Annotated in this window: 19 protein-coding genes; 1 reads left to right on the top strand and 18 read right to left on the bottom strand. The window is 62.7% G+C overall.

Annotation, left to right across the window (positions count from 1 at the left end; all coding sequences use genetic code 11):
- Positions 1–26 precede the first annotated feature (26 nt).
- The 14 genes from Q8R61_RS10495 to Q8R61_RS10430 all read right to left on the bottom strand — a co-directional run bounded on the left by Q8R61_RS10495 (position 27) and on the right by Q8R61_RS10430 (position 10,574).
- Complete coding sequence (locus Q8R61_RS10495; protein WP_371133603.1) at positions 27–857, bottom strand: CbbQ/NirQ/NorQ/GpvN family protein; 831 nt, start codon at positions 855–857, stop codon at positions 27–29.
- 106 nt (positions 858–963) lie between these two features.
- Positions 964–1,305 carry a hypothetical protein gene (locus Q8R61_RS10490; RefSeq protein ID WP_305536953.1) on the bottom strand — a complete coding sequence of 114 codons (342 nt, stop codon included), beginning with the start codon at positions 1,303–1,305 and terminating at the stop codon, positions 964–966.
- On the bottom strand, positions 1,302–1,937 hold the full coding sequence (gene parA, locus Q8R61_RS10485; RefSeq protein WP_305536951.1) for a ParA family partition ATPase: 636 nt from the start codon (positions 1,935–1,937) through the stop codon (positions 1,302–1,304). Before parA ends, Q8R61_RS10490 begins: the two co-directional genes overlap by 4 nt.
- A gap of 2 nt (positions 1,938–1,939) precedes the next feature.
- Entirely contained in the window at positions 1,940–2,209 is a 270-nt protein-coding gene (locus tag Q8R61_RS10480) for a 4a-hydroxytetrahydrobiopterin dehydratase (RefSeq protein ID WP_305536949.1), read from the bottom strand.
- Complete coding sequence (locus Q8R61_RS10475) at positions 2,202–2,636, bottom strand: bacterioferritin (RefSeq protein WP_305536947.1); 435 nt, start codon at positions 2,634–2,636, stop codon at positions 2,202–2,204. The genes Q8R61_RS10480 and Q8R61_RS10475 overlap by 8 nt, the downstream gene beginning before the upstream one ends.
- Before the next feature lie 12 nt (positions 2,637–2,648).
- Positions 2,649–2,987 carry a BMC domain-containing protein gene (locus Q8R61_RS10470; RefSeq protein ID WP_305536945.1) on the bottom strand — a complete coding sequence of 113 codons (339 nt, stop codon included), beginning with the start codon at positions 2,985–2,987 and terminating at the stop codon, positions 2,649–2,651.
- A gap of 53 nt (positions 2,988–3,040) precedes the next feature.
- Complete coding sequence (locus Q8R61_RS10465) at positions 3,041–3,337, bottom strand: BMC domain-containing protein (protein WP_305536943.1); 297 nt, start codon at positions 3,335–3,337, stop codon at positions 3,041–3,043.
- Positions 3,338–3,380: 43 nt separating this feature from the next.
- The gene (locus Q8R61_RS10460; protein WP_305536941.1) at positions 3,381–3,677 is read right to left on the bottom strand and encodes a BMC domain-containing protein; all 297 of its coding nucleotides are present in this window, start codon (positions 3,675–3,677) and stop codon (positions 3,381–3,383) included.
- A 100-nt stretch (positions 3,678–3,777) separates the two neighbouring features.
- The gene (locus Q8R61_RS10455) at positions 3,778–4,023 is read right to left on the bottom strand and encodes a carboxysome peptide B (protein ID WP_305536939.1); all 246 of its coding nucleotides are present in this window, start codon (positions 4,021–4,023) and stop codon (positions 3,778–3,780) included.
- Positions 4,024–4,035: 12 nt separating this feature from the next.
- Positions 4,036–4,293 (bottom strand): carboxysome peptide A, encoded by a 258-nt coding sequence (locus Q8R61_RS10450; RefSeq protein WP_305536937.1) that lies wholly within the window; start codon positions 4,291–4,293, stop codon positions 4,036–4,038.
- 39 nt (positions 4,294–4,332) lie between these two features.
- Positions 4,333–5,823 (bottom strand): carboxysome shell carbonic anhydrase, encoded by a 1,491-nt coding sequence (locus tag Q8R61_RS10445; protein ID WP_305536934.1) that lies wholly within the window; start codon positions 5,821–5,823, stop codon positions 4,333–4,335.
- Positions 5,824–5,833: 10 nt separating this feature from the next.
- Positions 5,834–8,569, bottom strand: a complete 2,736-nt coding sequence (locus Q8R61_RS10440; RefSeq protein WP_305536932.1) for a CsoS2 family carboxysome shell protein — start codon at positions 8,567–8,569, stop codon at positions 5,834–5,836.
- A 142-nt stretch (positions 8,570–8,711) separates the two neighbouring features.
- Positions 8,712–9,038, bottom strand: coding sequence for a ribulose bisphosphate carboxylase small subunit (locus tag Q8R61_RS10435; protein ID WP_305536930.1), 327 nt, complete (start codon positions 9,036–9,038; stop codon positions 8,712–8,714).
- Positions 9,039–9,152: 114 nt separating this feature from the next.
- Positions 9,153–10,574: a form I ribulose bisphosphate carboxylase large subunit gene (locus Q8R61_RS10430; RefSeq protein ID WP_305536928.1), complete on the bottom strand. Its 1,422-nt coding sequence runs from the start codon at positions 10,572–10,574 to the stop codon at positions 9,153–9,155.
- Between the two features lie 248 nt (positions 10,575–10,822).
- Between Q8R61_RS10430 and Q8R61_RS10425 the strand changes: the two genes are divergently transcribed.
- Entirely contained in the window at positions 10,823–11,740 is a 918-nt protein-coding gene (locus tag Q8R61_RS10425; RefSeq protein WP_305536926.1) for a LysR family transcriptional regulator, read from the top strand.
- Here Q8R61_RS10425 and Q8R61_RS10420 read toward each other — a convergent pair.
- The 4 genes from Q8R61_RS10420 to Q8R61_RS10405 all read right to left on the bottom strand — a co-directional run bounded on the left by Q8R61_RS10420 (position 11,730) and on the right by Q8R61_RS10405 (position 16,878).
- The gene (locus Q8R61_RS10420; protein WP_305536924.1) at positions 11,730–12,023 is read right to left on the bottom strand and encodes a P-II family nitrogen regulator; all 294 of its coding nucleotides are present in this window, start codon (positions 12,021–12,023) and stop codon (positions 11,730–11,732) included. The genes Q8R61_RS10425 and Q8R61_RS10420 overlap by 11 nt on opposite strands.
- Before the next feature lie 23 nt (positions 12,024–12,046).
- Entirely contained in the window at positions 12,047–13,021 is a 975-nt protein-coding gene (locus Q8R61_RS10415) for a sodium-dependent bicarbonate transport family permease (RefSeq protein ID WP_305536922.1), read from the bottom strand.
- 151 nt (positions 13,022–13,172) lie between these two features.
- Positions 13,173–13,793, bottom strand: a complete 621-nt coding sequence (gene pssA, locus Q8R61_RS10410) for a CDP-diacylglycerol--serine O-phosphatidyltransferase (protein ID WP_305536920.1) — start codon at positions 13,791–13,793, stop codon at positions 13,173–13,175.
- A 220-nt stretch (positions 13,794–14,013) separates the two neighbouring features.
- Entirely contained in the window at positions 14,014–16,878 is a 2,865-nt protein-coding gene (locus tag Q8R61_RS10405) for a PAS domain-containing protein (protein WP_305536918.1), read from the bottom strand.
- Between the last annotated feature and the right edge of the window lie 48 nt (positions 16,879–16,926).

Raw genomic sequence — 16,926 nt, 5'->3', positions numbered from 1 at the left:
TGGGCGAGCCAGCGTCGCGTAACGGATTAGAAGTACGTAGTGACGGCGGAATCGAGGGCGTCGCGCATGTCGGGGTCGTCCGTAATCGGGCGCACCAGTGCGACGCGACAGGCTGCCAGTGGAGCGACGCCCTTGGTGATCAGCGAGCCTGCATAAATCAGCATCCGCGTCGACAAACCTTCATCGAGGCCATGGCCCTTGAGGTTGCGCGCGCGTTCACCGATGTGGACCAGGTTTTTGGCCACGTCGATCGACACCCCCGACTCGTGGGCCACGATCTCGGCCTCGACTTCATGCTCGGGATAATTGAAATCCAGACCACCGAAACGCTGCTTGGTCGACTGCTTCAGGTCCTTCATCAGCGACTGATAGCCGGGGTTGTACGAGATCACAATCTGGAAGTCGGGATGCGCTTCGACGAGCTCACCCTTCTTTTCCAGCGGCAACTGGCGGCGCGCGTCGGTCAGGGGGTGGATCACCACGATGGTGTCCTGGCGCGCCTCGACCACTTCATCCAGATAGCAGATCGCGCCGTGACGCGCAGCCACCGCCAGCGGACCATCCTGCCAACGCGTGCCGTTGGCATCCAGCAGGTAGCGGCCGACGAGATCCGACGCGGTCATGTCCTCGTTACAGGCGACGGTAATCAGCGGCTTTTTCAGCTTCCACGCCATGTATTCGACGAAGCGGGTTTTGCCGCAGCCGGTCGGGCCTTTCAGCATCATCGGCATACGAACCGAATAAGCGGCCTCATACAGTTCGACTTCGTCGGCGACCGTACGATAGTAGGGCTCCTCGCGCACGATGTACTGATCCATGAGCTCGGACACGGTCCCGGTCGAAGCGGGGCGCGTCATGGCCTCCTGCTGGGATTGGGAAACGCGCGACATGGCTTCCTGGCGCGGCGAGTAGGTGCGAAAAAACGGGTCATTACGCATGACGGATTACCTGCAAAAATTGGACTCAGTCCGGCCAGACACGGTCCGGAAACAAAACATTGCCGCTGTTCGGAACGCCCGCTCCGGCCGCGTTTTGCTCGCGAGTGCGGCTGCCGCTTGAGGGGGTGGCCTTTGGCTTCGCCGGGGTCGGCTTCGTCGCGGCTTTGCTCGTGCTGGTTGCGGGCGCGGGCTTGCTGGCAGCGGGCTTGGCGGCGGCCTTCCGCGGCACACGCTTCTTCGGCGCAGCCTTCTTTGCGGGGGCCGACTTCGCAGCGGCGGGTTTGGCGGCAGCCGTCTTGACGGCGGGCGTTTGCGCGGCCTTGGCTTGACGTACGCTGGCGGACAGTTTGTCTTTCAAGTTTGTCATGATGCGATCACCTCATTAATGATGGCTTCGATCTCAGCTGCCGCCGGTGCACCCCGGCTCCCAAGCTGATACACCGACACGCCTTCGAGTGCAGCACTGCGATAAATGGCGCGGCGGCGTATACCGGTGTCGAGCACCGGAATGCCAAATTCTGCGATGGCATCATGCATCGCCGCGGATAAGGCGCTTTTCGGCTCAAGCTGGTTCAGCACCAGATAAGCTTTAAGTCGCTTGTTGGTTTTCTTCGCTTCCTCGATCTCCTGCGGCAAACGCAGGCTGGCCCACAGGTCGATCGGTGAAGGCAGCACCGGAATCAGCGCCACATCGCAGGCACGCAAGGCTTGCAGCGAGGCGTGGCTTTCCAGCGACGGTGGGCAATCGAGCACAAGATGCCGGTATGCCTTGTAGTTCTGGTGCAGACTCTTGGCGTCCCACTTGCCATTGATCTGCTTCACTGTAGCCGGGAACGGCGCACTCCCGAGGCTGGCCCACTGACGCGAAGACGCCTGCGGATCAAGGTCCAGCACCAGCGTCTCATCGCGCTGGGCCAGTCCGGCCGCCAGGTTCATCGAGAGCGTGGTCTTACCCGCGCCGCCCTTCTGGTTGATGACAGCAATGATATGGGTTGCCATGCTCAGCCTTCCGGTTGCAGATACAGTGCATTGATCTTTTCGGCAAGGTCGAGTTCGGCCGCGCCCAACTCACCTTTTTCACCCGACTCCAATGTGATGTTCACATAGGTGCTGGCGAAATTGATGTTCTGCGGATGCTGCCCGGTCTTCTCGGATAGTGCCGCGAGCGCGTCGAGAAACGCGCGCGTCGCCCCATAGCCGTCGAAAACAAACCGCCGAGTCAGAATTGGCGGCTTGCCGCGCGCTTCCCAGCCCTGCGGCACCTCAGCCATGATGTTGGCCCTGGCGCATGCCGTCGAGTTCCCGCACATGCGCGATCTCCTCCGCAAGGATGCCTTTGAGCAAAGCGGCACAGTCTGCATCGCGCATCCGCTCGGCATGCGACACCGCCTGCTCGTAGAGCCGGACAGCGTCGACCTCGAGCACCCGATCGGCCGCCAGCATCTCGTCGACGGTACGGCCCAGCCGCGCCGGGGGCAAATTGCCCGCCGACGGTGCAATGCCGAGGACGATCAGTCGCTCCATCAAACGTTCGGCGTGCTGCAACTCCTCAACGGCTTCGCGCCGCAACTGCGACGACAACGCATAGTCGCCCCACAGGCGCGCCAACACGCTTTGCGCAAGATACTGCTGGACCGCGGCCATCTCATGCGTCAGCGCACGCGACAGCCAGCCCAGGGTGCGAGGATCCACGCTCATCCGTCGGAGGGATTAGCTGCGGGTCGAGGTGATTTCGCCGTCGCGACCGCCACCGGCTGCGTCGGGCGCAGACGGCAGAATGCCTTCGACTTCGCTGTGCACACGAGCAATGATGTGCGCAGCCACCAGGCCATCACCCACGCGCTCGCAGGCATCGGCTCCAGCGCGAACGGCAGCGTTTACCGCACCGGTCTCGCCGCGCACCAGCACGGTCACATAACCCCCACCCACGAACTGACGACCCACCAGACGGACTTCAGCCGCCTTGGTCATTGCGTCGGCCGCTTCAATCGCGGGGACCAGACCACGGGTTTCAATCATGCCAAGGGCAACACCGCTCACGATAGCCATGAGAATTCTCCAATACTTTTATTGCTGAACAAGACGTCCGGCCTGACAAAAACTCAGGCGTCGGGCGCGGTCGGCAGGATGCCTTCCACTTCGCTGTGCACACGCGCGATGATGTGAGCAGCCACCAGGCCATCACCCACACGCTCGCATGCGTCGGCACCCGCGCGAACGGCAGCGTTGACCGCGCCGGTCTCGCCGCGCACCAGCACGGTCACATAACCACCACCGACGAACTGACGGCCGATCAGGCGCACTTCTGCGGCCTTGGTCATGGCGTCAGCCGCTTCAATCGCGGGAACCAGACCACGAGTTTCAATCATGCCAAGAGCAATACCAGTCACGCTAGCCATTCCATATCTCCTAAATTTAATGCTTGCTACGAATTAACTACGATCAGGCGCTCAGCGCGGTCGGCAGAATGCCTTCCACTTCGCTGTGCACGCGCGCGATGATGTGAGCAGCCACCAGGCCATCGCCCACACGCTCGCATGCATCGGCACCCGCGCGAACGGCAGCGTTGACCGCGCCGGTCTCGCCGCGCACCAGCACGGTCACATAACCACCACCCACGAACTGACGACCGATCAGGCGCACTTCGGCAGCCTTGGTCATGGCGTCAGCCGCTTCGATTGCGGGAACCAGACCACGGGTCTCGATCATGCCCAGTGCAACACCCATATATTCAGCCATTTTGTTACTCCTTTATCACCAAGTTGAAAATGAAATTCTTACTGCAAAATTCCAAGGGCAATCGCGTCGTCGCGTCTTCCCTTGCCCCTACTCCAAAACCTTAAACATCCCAGTTGTCAATGATTCCGCAGATCGTCAGATCCGTGGCCACGTCCGGGTCGGGCATTGCCCACCGCGCTGCGCTGCCGCTTGCGGTAAATACCCACTTGCCGATCGGCACGCCGACCGGGTCGGACGCCACCATCAAGCCGCCGGACTGGCTTTCCAGTACGCGCAGCGAGGCGGTCTTCAGACCCGGCACCCGGCGAGTACATACCAGTTCATCCTTGACGCGCATGATCTCCATCAATCCGCTCCGTCAGACGTTGTCCGCGGTCCAGTGATCGATGATGCCGACGATCGTCAGGTCGGACGGGAACTCCTTGCTGCCCGCGGCTTCGCGCGCTGCCGATGAACCCACACAGATCACCCAGTCGCCGGGAATACACCCCACGGCGTCCACCGCGACACTCCGCGTGCCGCCGTCTTTTTCCTGCACCACCAGCAGCGGACGGTGACCGAATCCATTGATTCGGTTCGTCGATACCAGCGTTTTTTCGACTTTCATAATCCTCATGCGACCACCTTCATAATCCTGCTTAGATGATTCAACATCCTAGTGCCCTGCTTGCCCGGCAAGGTCCTCGATAAACGTGCAGCGTTCGCTTCCCTGGCGGTCGCTGACCGCCATCTGGCAATACAGCAAACCCTGTTCATGCAGATTCCGGTAGCGTCCCTGGATTGCGGCCTTGACGCGCCGACACCGTGACACCGTACGTTCACGCGAACCCGGCACGCGCGACGAATAATGGAAATGCACCAGCACCGGTACTGCCAAGCCGCGATGCACATTCAGGCCGCTAAAAATCTTGATGCCGACATCCATGTCGGGCGCACCTTCCTCGACCGTATCGAGATGGGCGTAGTAGTACTTGTTGCGTAGCTGCACATAGTTCGTGGCTTCGCCGGCGCAGATGAATGCCTCGTCATGGCCGATGACCGAATAGCGCCCTTCGTGATGGTGGATCACATACTCGATCTGCGACAGATTGGATTCCAGCAGACGCACGATCAGCTTGCGCATTCCCGGCTGCAGCCCGCAGCTGTTCTCGGCGCGCACAACCGCCGCTTCAATCGCACTGCGCGCGCTTTGCGCGTCCATCCCCAGCGTGTCGCGGAAGAGCTGCGCGCTCTCGACAAAACGCATCGGGCAGTTACCGCTCTCGCTGTCGGGCAGGTGCACACGGATCGCATCGGTATCGGTATCCATCCCGATCAACAGCGTGTCCGGTGCCGCGCCGCGTCCGTAGGTGTTCTCGATGGCCGCGCGCAGTTCGGCGAGGCGATCGGCGGCTTCCTGCGTCGCTAGCGCATCATTGCTGCCGTGCGCCGCACAGCCCTGCTGGCAGGGATTGGATGTGCTGTAGTGATACACCGCGATCTTCAGGTAATTTCCGGATTCGCCACCCGGCATGAAACCGGCAAGGCGCTCCAGTTCACGATGCGTCCAGTCGGCCACATCGCCCTCGACATCAAACAGCGCGCCGGCATACGCCTTGACATACACCGCATCGTTTGGTGCCATGCGGAACACGAAGGGCAGCAGACCCTGCAGGCGGCCGTCGGCACAGGGGCTGACATCAATCGTGTGATAGCCGCACGAGCGGATAAATTCGGCGTCGATCAGCATCCGCTCACGCCACGGCTGCTGATCGGATTCGGCCATATCGATGCACTCTTTGAAACTGCGAAAAATGCAGTAGGAATGCAGGGCCCGCAGATCGAGTCCGTTCACCCAGGCGTTCTCCAGCAGTTCCTGAGGCAAGCCGTAACCGAGCTTGTCCTGCGCCACGCGCTGCGCGCGCGACTCAAAATCCATCTCGTGCTGGAAGGCCGACAACGCCTTCAGCGTATCGACGATAGGCGCAAAGCGCCCGCGCACCTGCTTTTCATACGTGTACAGTCGACGGTTCAGCTCCGGGTCGACCAGTGCATGCTCGCAGCGCTGGCCCGATGCGATGACGCACGCCTGATTCGCGGACGACTCCTCGCCCTGCCGGAGATATCCGGCAGAGTGCATGGCAGCGAGGCGTTTACGCGTATTCACTGTTCAATCCTTAGCCGCGCGCACCGCCCGAGAGCGTCACCAGCGAACCCTTGCCCGTGTTGCCCGCCGAACCCGTAATGCGGCTGTCCGGCACTGCGGGGACGGGAGCCTCGGCCACTTCATCGCGGAAGCGCAGGGCGTTCATCCCCATGCCGCGCGGCTCGCCGCGTGCCGAAGGATTACGCGACAGGCTCGAGGAGCCTTCGGTGCCGGTCACCTTGCTCAACGCACTCCAGGCGTCGCCCGTAACCGAGCGGCCGGCCTGACTGCCTTCGCCGGTGAGGCGCTGCGCCGCCGACAGGGCGACTTCGGTCGCCGCCTGCTGCAGGGCGATCACCGCCTGCGAGTCCGTGGCATCACGATGACGGAACTCCGGCGTGCCGGTAATCAAGCCGCCCGCCTTGTTGACGGGGCCGGTGATGCGCTCGCTGCTGTAAGCCGAACCGGTGACGTCATTGAACTGCTTCTGCTGCGCGACGCGTGCCGGCGTGCTGATGCTGAAATTCTGCGGCGCAGGCGGACGCGACATTTCGACCTGCGTGCGACCCCGTGCAACAAAACGTCCGCTGGTCGCACACTGTGAAGTTGCGTTGTCGACGCCGATGTAAGGCGTACCGCTGATGACTTCGCAGGCACCCCGAGCGTCACCAGTCATCACCGAGCCGCCCGAACCGGGACGGTCACCGGTCACGGCTGTTGCCGGGATCAGTGCGCTGGTCCGGATGAGCGCTTCCTGCGCCTGCAGCGCGGGTGCCTCGCAAAAACCGTTGAACTGGCCACGACCGATATAAGGCGTGCCGCTGATCGGCGAACAGCCACCCGACTCATCGCCGGTGACACGGCCCGAGCGACCGACGTAGGAGCCGGTAACGGACTGGCCACGCCAGGTCTGGTCGACCGCGACCTTGGCCACGGGCGCAACTGGGGTGCTCACGGCGCAGACCGCTTGTTGCTGGTCTGCTCCGATATATTCCGTACCGGTGACGGGCTTGCACCCCCCCATCTCGTCACCGGACACTTTTGGGCTGCGGCCGACCTCCGTGCCGGTCAAAGACCGGCCCGACAGCGTACGCATGGTTGCAACCTTTTGCGGCGAAGCGGTATCGCAGAGCGCGCCGAAACTTTCCGACGTGTAGTACTGCGAGCCCGAAATGTTGCGGCAGGAACCGGGCTCGTCGCCCGTGACCTTGCTCGAGCGGCCGACTTCGGTGCCGGATACCGGCTGGTTGCCGCGCGACGACATCACGCTGACCTTGCGGGGCGATTCCGGTGCAGTCGTGTTGCAGACTGCCGAGAACTGCTCCTGGGCCATGTATTCGGTACCGGTCACGGCGCGGCAACTGCCGCTCTCGTCACCCGTCAGCTTGCTGGTGTGACCGAGGGCGGTGCCGGTGACCGGCTTGCCCGCGGCAGTGTGACTGACCACAACTTTTTCCGGCGCGGTATCGCGCAGGCGCGAGACAGCGTAATCCGTCCCCGTGATGGTGCGGTCCGAACCCGGCTCGTTGCCGGTGACGCCCTCAGCACGCAGCACCGAGGTACCGGTCACCACTTTGCCCTTGGGCGTCTCGGCAAAACCGATTTTCGTGGGCGCCGGTGCAGGGCGGGCGGGACACATTTCGTCGTAACGCTCGGCGGCCAGATACTCCGTACCGGTGATCCCGCGACAATTGCCAGGCTCATTGCCAGTCATATTGGCGGCGCGGCCGACTTCGGTGCCGGTGACCTTGCGCTCGCCCAGCGTATGGCTGACGCCAACCTTGGTCGGCGCCGGAGCGGGCCGCGTGTTGCACAGAATCTCGTACTGCTCCTTGCCGACGTACTCGGTCCCGGTCACGGCGCGGCACGAACCCGGCTCGTTGCCCGTCACTTTTTTGCTGCGCTCGACCATGGTTCCGGTCACTTCGTGGCCGGCCAGGGTATGGCCTTCCTCGACCTTGGGCGGAACCGTCCCTGCCGGCGTGGCAAGGAAAGCGCGCATGCGACCCGCCGGACGGCTGCTTTCCTTGGCGGGCTTGGTGCTGCCCGCGAGCGACTGGACCAGACGGCGCTGCATGGCCTTCTGTCGGCCTGTCGCGCCCTTGATGATAGCTGCCTGCCAGTCCTGGCCGGGCATCGAAGACGCAATCTTGGTAGCCTGGGCCACGCGCTTCAGGCCGGCTTTGCCGTCCTGCGACAACGCGGCGCGACGCGCCTGCGCCAGGGCACGGCCGGTCGGCAGGCTCGATTTTTTCGGTATGTCCGAGGCGGACGACACGACCGCAGCCGGCATCACCGATGCGGCAGCCTGGGTAGCGCCACAGCCGCCTTTTGTACCGTTGCAGCCACAGCCGCAACCTTTGGCAACCGACTCGGACGCCGCGCTGGCGGCATAGGACACGCCCGACCCCGTTTGCGCCTTGGGACGCACGCGGCCGCTGGGCTGCGATACCGTCGGCTTGAGCGCGGCCTTGCCGGCCGTGCTCAATGCTTCACGCCGCGCACGGCTGGCGCTGCGGCCGCTGTTGGCAGCGGCGACACGAGCCTGGGCCATGATGGCGGCATCGGACGCCGAACTCGGTTGGCTTGCGGCCGGGCTGCTCGCCGCTTGCGGCGCCTGGCGCGCTGCAGCGGGGCGACTGGACATCACAGACGCAGTCTTGGTCACGCCGGCCTTGCCATGCAAGGCCATGGCCTTGCGACGCTTCAATGCCAACTCGCGGCCGGAGAGGTTCGCTGTGGCGGTGCTGTCGGTGGTTAGTGTCATCACTTACCTCGAATCTAACGGGTTTGTTGAGGTCGCGGCTCCGCGCTCATCGGAGTCGCAACCGCGACCTCAGCAAACAAAACTTGAGATGCTGCGGCGCAGCAGGGGCGACGGTATCGAGACACCGCCGCCAATCCGCTTTTTAGCGATATACAACGAAATTCATGCCCTGGCTTTGCGCGTAGTTGTCATACGCGACAAAACGCACCAGATGGTCAGGGAACTCGCGATGGCAGGCATCCAGCTCGGCCAGCACGGCGTCGACCGACTGCTCGCCAAAGAAGGGCAGCTTCCACATGTACCAGTAGTTGCTGGTAGCAGCGGTGCCTTTTTCGGTGTGCTCAACCGACGGGTTCCAACCCTGGCTAATGCAGTAAGCGATCTGGCGACGGACCTGATCAGCCGTCATCACCGGCAGATAGGAGAAGGTCTCATACTTGGTCGCGGCTTTGTAAACTTGAACAGCCATGATTTATTTCCTTTCAAATGTTAGGGGCTAGGGGTCGGGGACCAGGGGTCAGGGAAGCGCGGCTTGGTCGCGCCAGTTTTCCCTAAATCCTGAATCCTGAATCCTGATCCCTGCTTACTTGTTCGCGATGTCCAGCTTGTCGACGGTATCGAATTCGAACTTGATCTCTTTCCACGTTTCCATGGCGATCTTGAGCTCGGGGCTGTTGGCCGCAGCGGCAATAAGGATTTCCTTGCCTTCGCGCTCAACATCACGGCCTTCGTTACGCGCCTGCACACAAGCCTCAAGTGCCACGCGGTTGGCGCAAGCACCTGCAGCGTTGCCCCAGGGGTGGCCCAGCGTACCGCCGCCAAACTGCAGCACGGAATCGTCGCCGAAGATGTTGACCAGTGCGGGCATGTGCCAGACGTGGATACCGCCGGACGCCACTGCGAACGCGCCGGGCATGGAACCCCAGTCCTGATCGAAGAAGATGCCGCGGCTGCGGTCTTCCGGGATGAAGGATTCACGCAGCAGGTCGATCCAGCCGAGGGTGGAAGCGCGGTCGCCTTCCAGCTTGCCGACGACGGTACCGGTGTGCAGGTGGTCACCACCGGACAGACGCAGAATCTTGGTCAACACGCGGAAGTGGATACCGTGGTGCGGGTTACGGTCGACCACGGCGTTCATGGCGCGGTGAATGTGCAGCAGCATGCCGTTGTCACGACACCAGTTGGCCAGGCCCGTGTTGGCACAGAAGCCGCCGGTGATGTAGTCGTGCATGATGATCGGCGCGCCGATTTCTTTTGCGTACTCGGCACGCTTGTACATCTCTTCCGGAGTCGGAGCGGTGACGTTCAGGTAGTGACCCTTGCGCTCGCCGGTTTCCTGCTCGGCCTTCAGCGTGGCTTCCTGCACGAAGTCGAAACGCTGACGCCAGCGCATGAAGGGCTGCGAGTTGATGTTCTCGTCGTCCTTGGTGAAGTCCAGACCACCGCGCAAACACTCGTACACGGCGCGGCCGTAGTTCTTGGCGGACAGACCCAGCTTCGGTTTGATGGTACAGCCCAGCAGCGGACGGCCGTACTTGTTCATCACGTCACGCTCGACCTGAATACCCAGCGGAGGACCGCCACAGGTCTTGACGTAGGCGATCGGGAAGCGGACGTCTTCCAGACGCAGTGCGCGCACGGCCTTGAAGCCGAACACGTTACCCACCAGCGAGGTGAACACGTTGACCACCGAACCCTCTTCGAACAGGTCGATCGGGTACGCGATGAAGGCGTAGAAACAGGTGTCGTCGCCGGGCACATCTTCGATGCGGTAGGCGCGACCCTTGTAGTAGTCCATGTCGGTCAACAGGTCAGTCCACACGGTGGTCCAGGTACCGGTCGACGATTCTGCAGCAACAGCAGCAGCAGCTTCCTCGCGGTCCACGCCCGCCTGCGGGGTGATCTTGAAACACGCCAGGATATCGGTATCCAGCGGGGTGTATTCCGGCATCCAGTAGGTCTGCCGGTATTCTTTTACCCCGGCCTGATAGGTCTTCACTGCCATTATTTGCTCCTTAGCTTGCTGATTCAGACAAAAATTCCAAACCCTTAATACCCGGCTGCCGCGCTGCGCATTGCCAGGCCCTCAGGAAACCCTGAACAAAACCCCCGTTATCAGAGGACTTGTTCAAAGCTTCCCTCTATCAGTCCATGGCCCAATGACCATGACGGACCGTAACCATATCCGCCCCATTGCATAATTAACAATTCATATTAATGATGCAATCCATAACCATAGGTTATGATTATCGAATGCACATTACCCTTAGGCAATTGCAGGTATTCGAGGCGGCGGCGCGGTTGGGAGGATACACCCGCGCTGCGGAATCGCTTCACCTCTCCCAGCCGGCCGTCTCGATGCAGATCCGCCAGCTCGAGGGGCAGGCCGGCATGCCGCTGTTTGACCAGATCGGCAAAAAGCTCCACCTGACCGATGCCGGCCGCACGCTCTACAGCCACGCCCAGAGCATCCTTGCCCAAGTGCAGGAGGCGCAACTGGAGCTCGAGGAAATGCGCGGGGTGCGGCGCGGCCAGCTCAACATCACCATCGCCAGCACCGCCAACTATTTCGCCCCGCGCCTGTTGGCGGCATTCTGCCAGCGCCACCCCGAGGTCAAGGTCAGTCTCGACGTCAGCAACCGCGAGCACATCCTCGAACTGCTCCACGAGACCGACAAGGACCTCGCCATCATGGGCCGTCCGCCCGAACCCTCGGATCTTGTGGCCCATCCCTTCATGGAGAACCCGCTGGTGGTGATCGCCGCGCCCAGTCACACGCTGGCGCAGGCGTCCAACATCCCACTGGCGCGTCTCAATCAAGAAGCCTTCATCAGCCGCGAGATCGGCTCGGGCACACGGATCGCTGTCGAGCGCTTCTTCGACGAAGCCGGCACACGGCTGACCATGGCAATGGAAATGAGCAGCAACGAAGCGATCAAGCAGGCGGTGCAGGCCGGGCTCGGCCTCGGCGTGGTATCGGTCCACACCCTCGAAATGGAGCTGGAGCTCAAGCGCCTGGTGATCCTCGACGTGCAAGGATTCCCGATCCTCCGCCACTGGTATGTGGTGCACCGCCAGGGCAAGCGCTTCTCGGCGGTGGCGCAGGCCTTCCTCAATTTCGTGATGGACGAGGCGGAACAGCTGTTCGCACCGCAGGCGTTCAAGCGCTGAATTTCTCCGGCCGCAGCACCTGGGTGTCGGTGATGAAGGCGGCAAGGTGGTGGCCGCGCTTCATCAGGCGTTCAACATCGGCCAGCACCTCGTCGAGCCTGGATTCCGGAACCGCCAGCATGAACAGGATGTTGCTCCCGCCTTCGAGCACCCCGGTCTGCAGACCGGCACTGCCCGCCCCACGCGCATCCAGTACCGTGTAGCCCGACGCCCCGTGTCTGTCGGCGATGCCCACCAATCGTTCCTCGAGCGTGGCGTTGGCCACGATATTGATGAGTTTCATCGGATAGCGCTGGGTCATGGCAATCAGGCGGCGAGTCGGGCAATGATGTAATGGTAAAGCGGAATGCCGACCAGCACGTTAAAGGGGAAGGTCACCCCCAGTGAAAGCGTCAGATAAAAAGACGGGTTGGCCTCGGGGATGGCGAGCCGCATCGCCGGCGGCACCGCAATGTACGAGGCCGACGCGCCCAGCACCGCCACCAGCAGCACGCCGCCCTCGCTGAAGCCGAGCCAGTAATGGCCGACCAGGATCCCGGCGGCCGCGCCGATCAGCGGCATCACCACGCCAAACGACACCAGGAACAGGCCAGCGCGACGGAAATCGGAAATTCGCTTGCCCGCTTCCATGCCCATCTCAAGCAGAAACAACGAGAGCACGCCCATGAACAGGGTGCTGAAGAACGGCGTGATGGTCGCCAGCGAGTCAGGCTTCACCACCAGGCCGATAACCATGGCGCCAAACAGCAGCATGACGCTGCCGTTGGTGAAGGCGTCGCGCAGCAGCTCGCCCATGTGGTTCTCGCGCGCATCGTCTTCGCCGGCCCCGGAACCGCGTGAAAATCGCGCCAGCATCAGGCCGACGATGATCGCCGGCGATTCCATGATCGCCAGCATGATGACCGGGTAGGACTCGTACGCGATCCCCTGCGCGTTCAGGTAGGCGATCGCGGTGAGGAAGGTACCGGCGCTCACCGAACCGTAGTGCGCGGCGATCGCCGAGGCGTTGAGCTTGTCGAGGCGGCCGGCGAGCAGGATGAGGTAGGCGAAAATCGGCAGGCTGAAGCCCAGCACCAGCGCCGCCGTCACCGCGTTGAGCGCGTCGCCCAAGTCGGCGTGCGACAGCTCGATGCCGCCCTTGAGGCCAATGCCGATGAGAAGATAGATCGATAACGCCTTGGCAAGCTCCGGCGGAAACTTGAGGTCCGATCTGACCATCTGGGCGACGAAGCCCAGGGCAAAGAACAGTACAGCCGGAATCAGCAGATTCGACAAGTCCACCTTGTACGCTCCTCACTTTTGCACGCGTGGTTTCTTTTAATGTTGCACCACAAGGCGGGCTTGTCGAAGGGGAAGAGAAATAATTTCTCATGGTGAAAAAGCGCGTCTGGACGCACGCGGCCGGGCCGCTCCACAACCGTGGGCGCCGCGTTCAGAGTTTGGGGATATGCAATGTCCGGCTGATCATCAGCGAGCCGGATACCGCAAACATCAGCACCAGCGGATGGAATTGTCCCGGACCAATCTGGATCATGCCAAACCAGAGCGCGTCGCCAATCGCGCCGTTCAGCGCGGCAATGGCAATGACGACGACCAGCAGCAGCGAACTGGGGATCGGCGTGCCCTCGAAGTAGCGGACCTTGTCGCCGCCCTGCGCCAGCGTCTCCGCGGTGATGTTGTAGCGGGCCAGGCGGCTCACGCCGCATGCAACGAAGTAGATCAGGATCACCCGATCCCACAGCCCGTCCATGCCAGCGCCGTAGGCGATGATCGCCGGCGCAACGCCAAAGGAAATGATGTCGGCGAGCGAATCCAGCTCGCGCCCGAGCAAGGAGGTTTGCTGGCGCCAGCGCGCCACGCGACCATCGAACACATCGAATACAAACGCCAGCAGGATCAGCGCGCAGGCAAACAACAGGTGCAGCACCGCCTGGCTTTGCACATAACTGATCACGGCAAACAGCGCGCCCACGCCGCAGGCGGCGTTCCCCAGCGTGAACCAGTCCGCGAGGTGAAAACCGCGGATCATTGATAGATGGTTGTCGTGTTTCATGGTGTGCAGTCCTCTGGCAGGTCGGCCGACCCAAGTACTCTAGGTGGGGCCAGGGGCGCGCAAGGTTCCACACGCTTTCACATGCTCGGCGACGTCTGCGCGCAGGCGCCTTGCCGGACAGCGAAGGCGCGACCGCCGGTGCAGCCAGGGAAGCGCCGAAACGGACGCCGATGCAGCGGGCTGCGACAAGGGTCCGGCGCCCACCGAACGCGGCAATCGGCTAGGCGCTCGTTTCGACGCGGTTGCGCCCTTTTTCCTTGGCCCGGTACAGCGCCGCATCGGCCTCCGCCAGCAGATCGTCGAACTCGCCTTCGTGCGCATTCATCGCGGCGACGCCGAGGCTGATGGTGATCTGGCTGCCCAGCAGAGAAGCGAGGTGGAACAGCGTGTGCGACTCCACCGCGTGGCGCAGGCGTTCCGCGATGTCCAGTGCGGCGACGAGGTCGCTTTCCGGCAACAGGACAATGAATTCCTCCCCGCCGTAGCGCACCAGCGTATCGGCAGGCCGGTGCAGAGCCTCCTTCAGGGTCCGCGTCACCTGCCGCAGGCATTCATCGCCCTGGGCGTGACCATAGTGGTCGTTGTAATCCTTGAAGTGATCGATATCGATCATGATCGCGGCAACCGGCAACTGTTTGCGCGCCTCGCGCAGCCATTCGATGCCGACGAAGCGCTCCAGGTAGCGACGGTTGGCGACGCCGGTCAGGGGATCCACCAGGGCCAGCTCTTCCAGCGCCGCGTGCGCCCGCTTCAACTCCTCGATGTCGCGCGACACCATCAGCACCCGCTGCACCGTGCCGTCGGCGCCGAACTCCGGCACCAGCCGGGTCTGGTAATAGCGATCCCCGGTGAGCGTGGAGTTCTTGTGCTCGAGGACCTGCTCCTCGCCGCTGTCGAACACCTTCCGCACGGCCTGCACGCGCAAGTCAATTTCTGCCTGCGGCAACTCGCATTCGGCCGGCGTCTTGCCGATGAAGGATTCGCGGGCCTGGCCGGTAATGCGTTCGATCGCCGGGTTGATGTAAAGCACGCGCAACGCAGCATCCACCCGCATGATGATGTCGGGCGAACGCTCAGCCAGCGCGGCAAACTCCTGCTCACGCCGATGCAGCGCCTCTTCCGCGTGCTTGCGCTCGGTGATGTCGACCACCCCGGCCAGCGCGCCCCGATACTGCCCGTGGGCATCGAAAAGCGGAGCGGTAGCTACGCGGGCCCAGATCGCCTCACCGTCCTTGCGCCGGAACTCGAGCTCATAGGCGGCGCGCGCGCCGGACTTGCTCCATTGCAGGTGGTCCCTGGCCGCATCGAGGTGCTGCGGGTCGACGAAAGTGGACAGCGTTCTGCCCAGCATCTCGTCGGACGGATAGCCCAGCAATTCCGCCATCCGTGCGTTGACGAAGGTCGTCTTCTCCGCGTCGTCGATGAGCCAGATGCCTTCGTACAAGTTGTCGACCAGTGTGCGGTATTTCTGCTCGCTTTCGTGCAGCGCGTCTTCGGCCTCTTTGCGCTGGGTGAGGTCGCGGGTAATGGTCAGCACCGTGCTGATCTCGCCGTCAAAGCCGAACTCCGGCACGAGTCGCGCATCGAGATAGCGGTCGCCACGCGGCGTCGGTACGACGATTTCCACTGTCCTCGGCTCCCCCGTCGCGAACACCTCTTTAAGTGGGCGATCAAGCGTCTCGGCGAGCGCTTCCGGCAGGCCGATCTCGCGGTGGGTCTTGCCGAGGAGTTCGGCCCGCGGTCGGCCAAGTATCGATTCGATCGCCGGGTTCACATAAATACGTCGCAGATCTTTGTCGAAGCGGGCGATGACGTCCATCGAGTTTTCCGCCAGGCTGCGAAACTCCTGCTCACGCCGGCGCGCCTCTTCCAGCCGGCGGCGATCGGTGATCTCCTGCGTTACCGTATTGATTCCGAATACCGTGCCGTCGCTGGACTTCAGCGGCCAGTACTGACTGACCCACTGACGCATCACGCCTGCGGTGTCTGGAGCGCTGGCCTCGAAGTCGATCACCGGCAGGCCGGTTTCCAGCACCCGGCGCAGCAGCGGCTCGACGTGGTCGGCCACCTGCGGCAGCAGCTCCCGCACCGTCTTGCCCAGGTGCGTCTCGGCCGGAATGCGGTTGAGCTCTGCCAGACGGGCGTTGATGTGGACGTAGCGCAACTCCGTGTCCAGCACGCACAGGCCGATGGGAAGGGTGCGGTAAATCAGTTCCAGTTCCGCTGCCTGCCGGCGGTAGCGCGTCTCGCTCTGGCGCAATGCATCGGCCGCCACCTCGCGTTCGGTCACGTCCAGCAGGGATAAAAAGAGATGTTCAACCTCGCCGTCGCGATCCAGGATCGGCACCAGCGTCCAGTCCCAGTAGGTCACGCCGCGCTCCGGCTGGTCCGGGAATATGAATGCCTGAGTGAAGGTCCGGGCGGGCTGTTTGGACCGCACCACCTCGTCGAAGATCAGCTTCGCGTCGGACGGGTACATCTCGAAGTGGTTGCGTCCCGCAAAGTCGCTGATGTCCAGCCGGCAGGTGCGGGCGTAGGCTTCGTTTACCCGCAGGAAATTGTAGTCGCGGTCCAGCACGACCAGGGGGGCGATGCTGTTGGTGAAGACGGCTTCCGCCAGCTTGAACTGCGCGGACGCGGCCTGCTCGGCCCGCTTGCGCTCGCTGACGTCGATGAACAGGTAGGCAAACTGGTCATGCCCGGTCCGGTGGACGAAGACTTCGAACCATTTGCCCATCCCTGCGACATAGTCCTCGATCCGCACGGGCTCGCCGCTCTCCACCACCTGGACAAAAGCCTCGAGCCAGTGCGGCTCCAGATCGGGGATCAGTTCCCGACCGCGTCTGCCGTTGGCCTGCTCGGGGTAGAAGCCGGTCAGGAAACCGCACGCCTCGTTGACCTCGATCACCCGAAAATCGTACGGCTGGCCCGCGTCGTCCCGGATGATCTCGGCCAGCACAAAGCCCTGGATCATCAGATCGAACAGGGGCGCGAAGCGCTGTTCGCGCACCCCGCTGGAGACGCGGTCATGGTAGGGCGTCTCGCCTTTCAGACCTGAGGGCGGCTCAAGCGGTGTCTTGTTCATCGTTCCCTTTGGCAAGCGTGCGCGATTTCCCATCTTAGACTGTGTTTA

This window comes from Thiobacillus sp., assembly GCF_030696885.1.
Taxonomy (GTDB): Bacteria; Pseudomonadota; Gammaproteobacteria; order Burkholderiales; family Thiobacillaceae; genus Thiobacillus.
Note: the sequence above shows the minus strand (reverse complement) of the source record. Positions and strands in the feature narration are given on the sequence as shown.

Bases quoted from the DNA above. Each gene is read 5' to 3' on its own strand.
- Q8R61_RS10495 (WP_371133603.1), bottom strand. From the start codon at position 857: ATGACGCGCCCCGCTTCGACCGGGACCGTGTCCGAGCTCATGGATCAG.
- Q8R61_RS10490 (WP_305536953.1), bottom strand. From the start codon at position 1,305: ATGACAAACTTGAAAGACAAACTGTCCGCCAGCGTACGTCAAGCCAAG.
- parA (WP_305536951.1), bottom strand. From the start codon at position 1,937: ATGGCAACCCATATCATTGCTGTCATCAACCAGAAGGGCGGCGCGGGT.
- Q8R61_RS10480 (WP_305536949.1), bottom strand. From the start codon at position 2,209: ATGGCTGAGGTGCCGCAGGGCTGGGAAGCGCGCGGCAAGCCGCCAATT.
- Q8R61_RS10475 (WP_305536947.1), bottom strand. From the start codon at position 2,636: ATGAGCGTGGATCCTCGCACCCTGGGCTGGCTGTCGCGTGCGCTGACG.
- Q8R61_RS10470 (WP_305536945.1), bottom strand. From the start codon at position 2,987: ATGGCTATCGTGAGCGGTGTTGCCCTTGGCATGATTGAAACCCGTGGT.
- Q8R61_RS10465 (WP_305536943.1), bottom strand. From the start codon at position 3,337: ATGGCTAGCGTGACTGGTATTGCTCTTGGCATGATTGAAACTCGTGGT.
- Q8R61_RS10460 (WP_305536941.1), bottom strand. From the start codon at position 3,677: ATGGCTGAATATATGGGTGTTGCACTGGGCATGATCGAGACCCGTGGT.
- Q8R61_RS10455 (WP_305536939.1), bottom strand. From the start codon at position 4,023: ATGGAGATCATGCGCGTCAAGGATGAACTGGTATGTACTCGCCGGGTG.
- Q8R61_RS10450 (WP_305536937.1), bottom strand. From the start codon at position 4,293: ATGAGGATTATGAAAGTCGAAAAAACGCTGGTATCGACGAACCGAATC.
- Q8R61_RS10440 (WP_305536932.1), bottom strand. From the start codon at position 8,569: ATGACACTAACCACCGACAGCACCGCCACAGCGAACCTCTCCGGCCGC.
- Q8R61_RS10435 (WP_305536930.1), bottom strand. From the start codon at position 9,038: ATGGCTGTTCAAGTTTACAAAGCCGCGACCAAGTATGAGACCTTCTCC.
- Q8R61_RS10430 (WP_305536928.1), bottom strand. From the start codon at position 10,574: ATGGCAGTGAAGACCTATCAGGCCGGGGTAAAAGAATACCGGCAGACC.
- Q8R61_RS10425 (WP_305536926.1), top strand. From the start codon at position 10,823: ATGCACATTACCCTTAGGCAATTGCAGGTATTCGAGGCGGCGGCGCGG.
- Q8R61_RS10420 (WP_305536924.1), bottom strand. From the start codon at position 12,023: ATGAAACTCATCAATATCGTGGCCAACGCCACGCTCGAGGAACGATTG.
- pssA (WP_305536920.1), bottom strand. From the start codon at position 13,793: ATGAAACACGACAACCATCTATCAATGATCCGCGGTTTTCACCTCGCG.
- Q8R61_RS10405 (WP_305536918.1), bottom strand. From the start codon at position 16,878: ATGAACAAGACACCGCTTGAGCCGCCCTCAGGTCTGAAAGGCGAGACG.